7 protein-coding genes and 1 tRNA gene are annotated in these 8258 nt (G+C 65.7%); 2 read left to right on the forward strand and 6 right to left on the reverse strand.

What is annotated here, in order from left to right; all coding sequences use genetic code 11:
* Positions 1–46 precede the first annotated feature (46 nt).
* The 6 genes from CEX88_RS25595 to CEX88_RS25620 all read right to left on the reverse strand — a co-directional run bounded on the left by CEX88_RS25595 (position 47) and on the right by CEX88_RS25620 (position 6442).
* Complete coding sequence (locus tag CEX88_RS25595) at positions 47–454, reverse strand: hypothetical protein (RefSeq protein ID WP_141209859.1); 408 nt, start codon at positions 452–454, stop codon at positions 47–49.
* A 99-nt stretch (positions 455–553) separates the two neighbouring features.
* Entirely contained in the window at positions 554–1732 is a 1179-nt protein-coding gene (locus CEX88_RS25600) for a BTAD domain-containing putative transcriptional regulator (protein ID WP_094295619.1), read from the reverse strand.
* Entirely contained in the window at positions 1732–3501 is a 1770-nt protein-coding gene (locus CEX88_RS25605; RefSeq protein WP_238382209.1) for a serine/threonine-protein kinase PknD, read from the reverse strand. Before CEX88_RS25605 ends, CEX88_RS25600 begins: the two co-directional genes overlap by 1 nt.
* A gap of 200 nt (positions 3502–3701) precedes the next feature.
* The gene (locus CEX88_RS26470) at positions 3702–4766 is read right to left on the reverse strand and encodes an ABC transporter substrate-binding protein (protein ID WP_238382210.1); all 1065 of its coding nucleotides are present in this window, start codon (positions 4764–4766) and stop codon (positions 3702–3704) included.
* Between the two features lie 94 nt (positions 4767–4860).
* Positions 4861–6204, reverse strand: coding sequence for a lipase family protein (locus CEX88_RS25615; protein WP_094295621.1), 1344 nt, complete (start codon positions 6202–6204; stop codon positions 4861–4863).
* A gap of 164 nt (positions 6205–6368) precedes the next feature.
* A tRNA-Gly gene (locus CEX88_RS25620) sits at positions 6369–6442 on the reverse strand.
* A gap of 45 nt (positions 6443–6487) precedes the next feature.
* Here CEX88_RS25620 and dcd point away from each other — a divergent pair.
* Positions 6488–7060 carry a dCTP deaminase gene (dcd, locus tag CEX88_RS25625; protein ID WP_094295622.1) on the forward strand — a complete coding sequence of 191 codons (573 nt, stop codon included), beginning with the start codon at positions 6488–6490 and terminating at the stop codon, positions 7058–7060.
* Positions 7061–7253: 193 nt separating this feature from the next.
* A partial coding sequence (locus CEX88_RS25630) for a DUF7159 family protein (RefSeq protein WP_420799249.1) occupies positions 7254–8258 on the forward strand: 1005 nt, incomplete at its 3' end.

The following is an 8258-nucleotide window of genomic DNA, read 5'->3' on the forward strand; positions in this document are numbered from 1 at the left end:
GAGTAGGTTGTGGTTTCAAGGAAAGGGGTGGCAGAGGGGGTGAGGCCTAGTGGCGTGGGGTGGAGGTTGTGGAAAGGGGAGAGGTCGTGACGTGGGTGGAGGAGGCGGTGATGGGCTGGGGGGTGTGGGAGCCGGTGGCGGGGTCGGCGCCGTTGTTGTGGGCGGGCTTGCCGGTGTAGGCGCCGTGGGGGGTCTTGGGGAAGGCGATGTGCTGTTCGCTTTGGGCGATGCCGGGCTGGGGGACGCCGACGCCGTTGCCGTCGCGTGCGGCGTCGAGCTGCTCGTCGAGTGCCTGGCGGGCGTTGGCGACCGACTGCTGGGCGGTGCCTGTCATCTGTGTGCCGGTGGTGTTGGAGGCGGTGTCGGCGTTGGCGCTTGCGGCGAGGATGCCGGCCAGGGCTGCCAGTGCGAAGACGACGAGGGCGGCGGTGGCGGCGATGCGGTTCTTGATCATCTGAGTTCCTTTTCTCGGGGCCATCTGGTGTGGCGTTGAGAAAAGAATCGAACGCGGCCCTCAATGGAATCTCAATGCCGCATTCATGCTGCTCAGCGATCAATGAGCGGGTGAATCCTCGGATGCGATCTCGAAGGTGAACTGGTGCCCGGCGATGTCGATGACGTCGCCGTCGCAGAGCGCGGTGCTGCCGCGAACCCGCCCATGCCCGACCACCACGCCGTTGCCGGACCGCAGGTCGTTGATCACGAAGCTCGCGCCGGTGTCGATGATCGTCGCGTGGTACCGGCTGACTTTCGGGTCGTCGATGACGACGGTGTTGTCGGCTCGGCGCCCGATGCCGGTCACCACGGTTTCCAGCGGATAACAGCGGCCCGCGACATCGCGGAGCTGCGCTCGATTGGTTCTGGCCGCCGCCGTCATGGTGGTCGACAGATGGCTCTCGAGCATGGTGACGACGTCGGAGGCGTCGCTCTGCGCGATCCGCGCAACGTCCAACGGCTCCTGGCGCAGGATCCGCTCGTGCAGCGTGCGCAACGACGGTCCCGGATCGATGCCCAGTTCCTCCGACAGTGTCGATCTGACACGGCGGTACGCGTCCAGCGCATCGGTCTGCCGCTCGGCCAGATAGTAGGCCGTGATCAACTGTGCCCACAGAGGTTCCCGATAGGGGTGCTCGCCGACGAGATCCTCGAGCCCGCTGATCACTGAATCGGCACGTCCGCAGGCGATTTCGGCTTCGGCGCGCAACACATGCGTCGTCACCCTGTCCTCGACGAGTGCTGTGGCGAACGGCTCGACGAAGCGAAACTCCCGTAGGTCGTCGAGGACCGAGCCGCGCCACTGCGCCAACGCGGCCGACAGCCGATCGGTGGCCAGCCCGAACCGGCCCGCCGCCGCCGCCTGCGCCCCGGCCGCCTTCTCCGTGTTGAACCGCCCCAGATCGCAGGCCGCGTCGGGCACGTTGAGCTGATAACCCGGTCGGGCACTGGCCAAGACGGCCTTCGCGTCGGCGCCGCCCGAGCCGAGGACCTTGCGCAGGTTCGCCACGTAGACGTGCAGGTTGTGTATCGCGTCGGCTTCCGGCATGTCTTCGTCCCAGATCGCCGCGATGATCGAATCGCGGGGCACGGGGCGGTTGCGGTTGATCAGCAGCAGTGCCAGTACAGCGCACTGCTTCGGCGTTCCCAACGGCACCGGCTGGCGGTTCACGCTGACACGCAGCGGGCCCAGCACACCGAAATCGAGGCCCGACGCAACCATGGGCCCCTTTGTCATCAACCGACCGAGAGTTTGATCACGGGGTCGGAGCCCACATCGGTGATATAGACATTGCCCGCCGCGTCGACCGCGACTCCCTGCGGGTCATTCAGCCCCACGAACGGCAGCGGAATCGCGGCCCTCGTGCCGGGTCGTAGTTCGACGATCCCGGCGTTACCGCGGTCGGTGACGTAGACGCCGCCTTCTGAGTCGATAGCCACACCGTGGGGCTCATTCACCCCGGCGAACGGGAGTGGAGTGGCCTGCGACGCGCCGGCTTCCAACTTCAGCACCCGATTGTTACCCGTGTCGGTGACGACGACACCGCCTGCCGGGCCGACGGCCACGCCGCGGGGGTCGTTGAGACCGCTGAACGGTACCGGGGTGGGAGTTGCTGCGCCCGTCGCCAGAAACAGCACCCGATTGTTGCCACGGTCGACGACATAGACGTCGCCGTTCGGCTTGACGGTAATGCCGCGGGGATCGTTGAGTCCGCTGAACGGCAGCTGAATCGCCGCGGGTGCGCCGACCGGAAGCCACATCACCCGGTCGTTACCCGAGTCGGTGACGTAAACATCGCCCTTGGCATCCACCGCGATATCCCGCGGGTTCTTCAGACCCTTGATCGGCAGCTCAGTCGCGGCCGCCGCACCGGGTTCCAGCCGCATCACCCGATCGATACCGACGCCGGTGACGTACGCGGTTCCGTCGGCTTCGACCGCGATTCCTGCGGAGACATGAACCCCTGTGAAAGGCAACGCAGTTTGCGATGAGAAGCCCTGGCCGACCGGTATGGGTGAAGAGCTGCTCGCGTCGGATGACTGTCCCCCGACGATGACGACTCCAGCCATGACGACCGCCACCACTGCCGTCGCGGCCGCTGCCATGAGACCGACAGCCTTGCTTGACAGTCGTCTCCGTCGTTTACCCGATGCCTTGGCAACAGCGTCGGCGTCGCCCAACGCCGCCCGGGCGGCCAGCGCCAGATCCTGGACGGTCGGGTAGCGGTCATCGGGGTTCTTGGCCATCCCCTTGGCGATGACTGCATCGAAAGCCGCCGGAACGCCGGCGTCGCTGGCGCTGGGCTGCGGCGGCGGAGTGTGGAGGTGATGGGCGATCATGCCCTGTATACCCATATCGCTGGCGAAAGGCGGCTCGCCGGTGAGGCATTCGTACAGCACACACGCGAGTGCGTAAACGTCCACGCGTGAATGGGTTTTCACAGCGGCACCGATGGCCTCCGGCGCCATGTAGGCGGCGGTGCCGATGGTTTCACCAGCCTTGGTCAGCGTGGCGTCTCCTGAGGCGTGAGCGATGCCGAAGTCGATCAAATAGGCGAAATCGTTGGTGCACACCAGGATGTTGGAGGGTTTGACATCGCGATGCACCAGACCCACGTCGTGGGCAGCCTGAAGTGCGCCGGCCACTTGAGCGATGATCGCGACCGCACGCGCCGGCGGCAGTGCGCCCTCTTGTTTGATCAGCGTGCGTAGGTCCGTGCCGTCCACCAGTCGCATGTTGAGAAACAGCCGACCGTCCACATCGCCGAAGTCGTGGATCGGGATGACGTGCGGCTCGGTCAGCTGTGCCACCGCCTCGCACTCCCGCCGAAACCGTTCGCGTGTCTCCCGGTCGTTGGCGGAGTGCTCGGGCAACACCTTCAGCGCGACCACCCGATTGGTCTGCGAGTCGCGTGCCCGCCACACCTGGCCCATGCCACCTGCGCCCAACAACGACAGCAACCCGTAGCGGCCGAAGTGCCTTGTGGGTTTTTCGTCGCGCTCCACGCGCCTGCGTGCAAGGGGGTCGTCGCCGGTTCCCGCTATCGGCCTTTGCGTGGCGTCGCCGCCGTCTCTGACCGTGTCATCCACTGTGCTGCTGACCCGGCTCTCTCGCGACGAATGCCTTCACGGGCCAATTTAACCAGCCGAAGCGTCAATTGGTCGGTTGTTGCGTAACGAGGTGTGGACGACTTCGGCGGCCGCGACTATTGCGTTGGCATGTTGGCGAGTTCGACGGCCCGGTTCAGCGTCTGACGGTCGACGGCGTCGGCGGCGTTCATGGGCTGGGTGAGGACGTCCGATTCTCTCGCGATGTCGATCATGAACTTCACGCTCTCATCGGTGAGCCCGCCCTCGTCGGTCCAGAACGGGTGCTGCTGGATGAGCGCGAACAGCTCCCTCAGCGATTCGTCGGAGGGGGGTGCTTCGACGTATTCGTTGACTCCACTTTGGAACAGCGCGAAGTCGCTCTTCAGTGTCTTCATCGCACGCAACGTGGTGGCACAGTACTTGGCGGCGAGTTCGCGGTTCTGTGCGAGCCAATCCGCGCGGGCGGCCTGGGCTACCTTGATGAACCCGGGGGCATTGTCGTAGAGGGTGGCGATCAGCACCGGCTGATTCACCATTGCCTTCGCACCGTCGTACTGGGTGTCGTGAATCACGGTCGCATCCAGTTCGCCTGCGACCCACGCATCCAATCGGGCGCTCGAGCTTTCGAGGATCTGCTGATTAGGAATCTCGTGGACGTCGCGGTGCTCGCCGACGCCGCTCAACAGCGCGTTGAGCACGATGGCTCCAGAGCCACCGGGGCTGTCGATCCCCACGCGGGTCGACGGCTCGAACAGCTGACTGGCGTTGTGCACACCGTTGGCACCGGCGAGGACGAAGTCATCCATGCTGACGTAGGGGCAGAACACCTTGACGTCCTCGCCGTGCTCGCGCGCATCCAAGATCGCGGAGACCGACGTCGCCAGAACCTGAGCTCGGCCGTCGCGCAGGGTCTGCACCGCGTCGATGTGGGTGTCGTATTGGATGATGTTCTGCTCGACGCTGAGGGGCAACCCGAAGTCGGACCCGTAGCGGTCAACGCCATAGACCAGCGGGATTTGTGACGGCTGCGGTTGTGAGCCCAGCACGATGCGCAGCGACTCCGCGGTGCTCGGCGCGCCCGGTTGGGCGACGGCGGAAGTGCAGCCGGCGAGCGTGAGCGCGCTGGCAGTACCGATGGCGATCAAGCACGTCGCACGTCGTCGAGCACTCTTGGTTGGCATGGGTCTCCCTCGTTTTGTTGGTTGGGGAGAACGTACAGGTCAAATGCCGAAACGGCCGTCAGGGCCTGCATATCGCTCGAATCGCTGCGGAGTGTCACCGCGCATCTGTCGTCGACAGCGGTTGACGTTCAATAGGCAGTCCGAGCACGACCTTCGCCGTGATGACGCCCAACTTGACCATGCCCAAGTAGGTCGACGGGTTGAACATCGTGGGCCACACCGTGCGCGTTCGGTGCTCGTTGACCGGCCGGTTCGTGAAGCGATCGCGCAGCCACCTCAGCGTCATGGGGGCCGACAGTGGATGCAGGAGCAGATGCCCGCAGAACCGGTCGCGGTGGTAGGTGACCGCTGCACCAAGGCGTTCATACTCGGCCACCAGGGCGTCGACATCGTCAACGCTGATGATTTCGTCGTGCACCGCCTGTATGACCAGCACGGGAGGCTTGGGCCTGGACTTGCCGAGCTTGGTCTCGTCGAAGATGTGGCGCACTTCGGGTAGGTCCCACAGCTCGTCGGCGGTCATGTCGACATAGGACCCGATATCGACATTGCGGAACTTCCATACCGCCTGGGCCGTGGTCATCGTCTGCAACTCATCGAGCAGCGCCTTGCCCTGGTCAGTCGCATGCTCGTCCACCACGTTCTGCGCGCCAGGGAAGACCTGTGTCAATGCGGAGATCATCAGCGCGGCTAAGCCGGCGAAGAAGCTGCCGTTGAGGCGGCGTGCCACGCTTCCCGGATCCCCGACGGGTGAACCCAGAACGGCCCCAACGACATTGAGCTCCGGCGCATATCGCTCACACAATTCGGCCGCCCACGCCGACGCCAAGCCTCCCCCGGAGTATCCCCACAGACCTACCGGCGCTGAGGGCGACAAGTTCACGCGCTCGCATCGCATCGCCGCGCGCAACCCGTCCAGAATCCGGTAGCCGGGCTCGACGGGAGAGCCCCACATGCCGTGGCAGCCTTCGTGATCGGGTACGCATACCGCCCAGCCTTCGGCCAGTGCGGCGGTCACCAACAGGTACTCGGCTTGGACGAAGCCACCGATCGGTCGCGCACCGCGCCGCATGGCGAACGAGGGGAAGCAGCGCGAGGCCACCGCATCGATCGCGCACTGATAAGACAGCACCGGGCCAGCGGCAGTTGCCTCGCGCTGCGTCGGGACGAGGACGGTGGTTACGGCGACTTCCGGCTCTTCGTGCAGATTAGTGGTGCGGTATAGCAACTGAGTGGCGTGGACTCGCTGACTGATGACACCCAGAAACCCGATCTCCACGTCACGCGAGCGCAACACCGTGCCGGGTTCAGCGTGCTCGTAGCCCTCTGGCGCTCGGTAGAACGGGTCGTCGTCCGGTGAGATCGGGTGATCGCCGGGGCGGATCTCGGCGTGCGGCGGGCTGTCAGCGCACGGTGGCGCGGTGGAGTAGCTGTCCATTGGTGTGGCGACTCCCTCGGCGTTCGCTGGCGGCGCGCATCTGGCCAGAACTTCTAGTACCCGGGGTACCGGCTTTCAACCAACAACCGGAACACCGGGCGATTGCCGGGCAGTCACTTCTCTATGGGCGTCGGCCACCGCGGATATGCGCTGATGCGATTTCGTGGAGCCGGTGACGGGAATCGAACCCGCGTTCTCAGCTTGGGAAGCTGATGTTCTGCCATTGAACTACACCGGCTTGTTTGAGCACGAAGGCTAACATCCGAGCCGCTAGGCTCGTCGCGTGCTGCTCTCCGACCGCGACATCCGCGCCGAGATCGCTGCCGAGCGACTGGGGCTCGATCCGTTCGACGACTCCCTGGTCCAGCCGTCCAGCATCGACGTCCGCCTCGACAACCTGTTCCGCGTCTTCAACAACACGCGATACACGCACATCGACCCTGCCAAGCAGCAAGACGAGCTGACCACCTTGGTCGAAGCCGACCCGGGTGAGCCGTTCGTGCTGCACCCCGGCGAGTTCGTGCTCGGGTCGACGCTGGAACTGTGCACGCTGCCCGACGATCTCGCGGGCCGGCTGGAGGGCAAGTCGTCGCTGGGCCGGCTGGGGCTGTTGACGCACTCCACCGCGGGGTTCATCGACCCGGGGTTCTCCGGGCACATCACCCTGGAGTTGTCGAACGTCGCGAATCTGCCGATCACGCTGTGGCCGGGAATGAAGATCGGCCAGCTGTGCCTGCTGCGGCTGACCAGCCCCGCCGAGCATCCCTACGGCAGCGCGCGGGTCGGCTCGAAGTATCAGGGCCAGCGCGGTCCGACCCCGTCGCGGTCGTACCAGAACTTCATGAAGTCGAGTTGAACCGCTCGGCGCGGACGGTCGTTGACACGAGTAGGGTCGAGATACCAAACGTCGGCAGCATCGACCCAGCAAATGTCGGTGGAGGCGTAACGCCTGTCCTGCTCACGGCGATGAACCACTAGTCGCCGACTTGTGCGTGGCGAGATGCCGATCGGCGATCCGGGCTTGGTAGCAAACGGTTTTTGGAGGGGCAGTGGACATCGTTCTGGGTGTATCGATGACACCTGCGACGGTCCGCATGGTGCTGGTTGAAGGCGAGATGGCCGACGGGGCCACCGTCGACCACGACGTCTTCGACGTCAGTGGGACTGATGGCTCAGCAACATCGGGCGCCGCCGCCCAAGTTGTGGACGCCGTCCTCGGCACCAAGGAGAGCGCCGAAGCGGGTGGGCATGACCTGAAGGCCATCGGCGTCACATGGAGCGATCACGCCGAGGCCGCGCATCTGCGCGATGCGCTCGCTGCCCGCGATATAGACGACGTCATGCTCGTCTCCGACGGTCACGCCGCGGCCTCGCTCGCTCAGGCCGTCGGGCGGGCGGTGGGCTACGACACCACCGCACTGCTCTTCATCGACCGGGACGCCGCGACGCTGTCGGTGGTCCAGACCGACGACGGGTCAGTGGTCAAGGTCCTCAGTAGCAGCCTGCACAGCCAGGACGCGATGGCTGTGCTCGCTGACATGGCTGCCGCCGTCGACGCCCAGGACAACTCACCGCAGGGCATGTTCGTCGTCGGATCCGGCGTCGACGTGAGCTCGGTGAAGAGCCATCTCGAGCATCTGGTCAGCCTGCCGGTGCACGCCCCCGACGAGCCGCAGATGGCGCTGGCACGCGGTGCGGCCTTGGCCGCGGCCGCCGCCCCCGCGTTGGAGGCCTCGACCGTCGGGCTGGCCTATTCCCAGGACCCCGACGGCACAACCGCGGGTTCGGTGTACGCCGGGCTCGCCGGCGCGGAGACACAACTCGCGCCCGCCGGTGGTGACGGCGCTTACGCCGCCGACTTCGCGTCGAGTACCAACCTGTCCGCCGCGGCCAACGACGATCGCAAGCCGTTCCTGCTCGTCGGCAGCGCGATGGCGTCGATCTTCGTCGTCGGCGTCGTCGCGCTCGTGATCTCGCTCGCGGTGAGCATCCGGCCGACAGCCGACCAACGGCCCAGCCCGGGAGAGAGCGCGATCGTGCCCAGCACCTGTCTC

The sequence above is a fragment of the Mycobacterium neumannii genome (assembly GCF_002245615.1).
Lineage (GTDB): Bacteria > Actinomycetota > Actinomycetes > Mycobacteriales > Mycobacteriaceae > Mycobacterium > Mycobacterium neumannii_A.

Coding starts and splice junctions, on each gene's coding strand:
- CEX88_RS25595 (WP_141209859.1), bottom strand. CDS start 454: ATGATCAAGAACCGCATCGCCGCCACCGCCGCCCTCGTCGTCTTCGCA.
- CEX88_RS25600 (WP_094295619.1), bottom strand. CDS start 1,732: ATGACAAAGGGGCCCATGGTTGCGTCGGGCCTCGATTTCGGTGTGCTG.
- CEX88_RS26470 (WP_238382210.1), bottom strand. CDS start 4,766: ATGCCAACCAAGAGTGCTCGACGACGTGCGACGTGCTTGATCGCCATC.
- CEX88_RS25615 (WP_094295621.1), bottom strand. CDS start 6,204: ATGGACAGCTACTCCACCGCGCCACCGTGCGCTGACAGCCCGCCGCAC.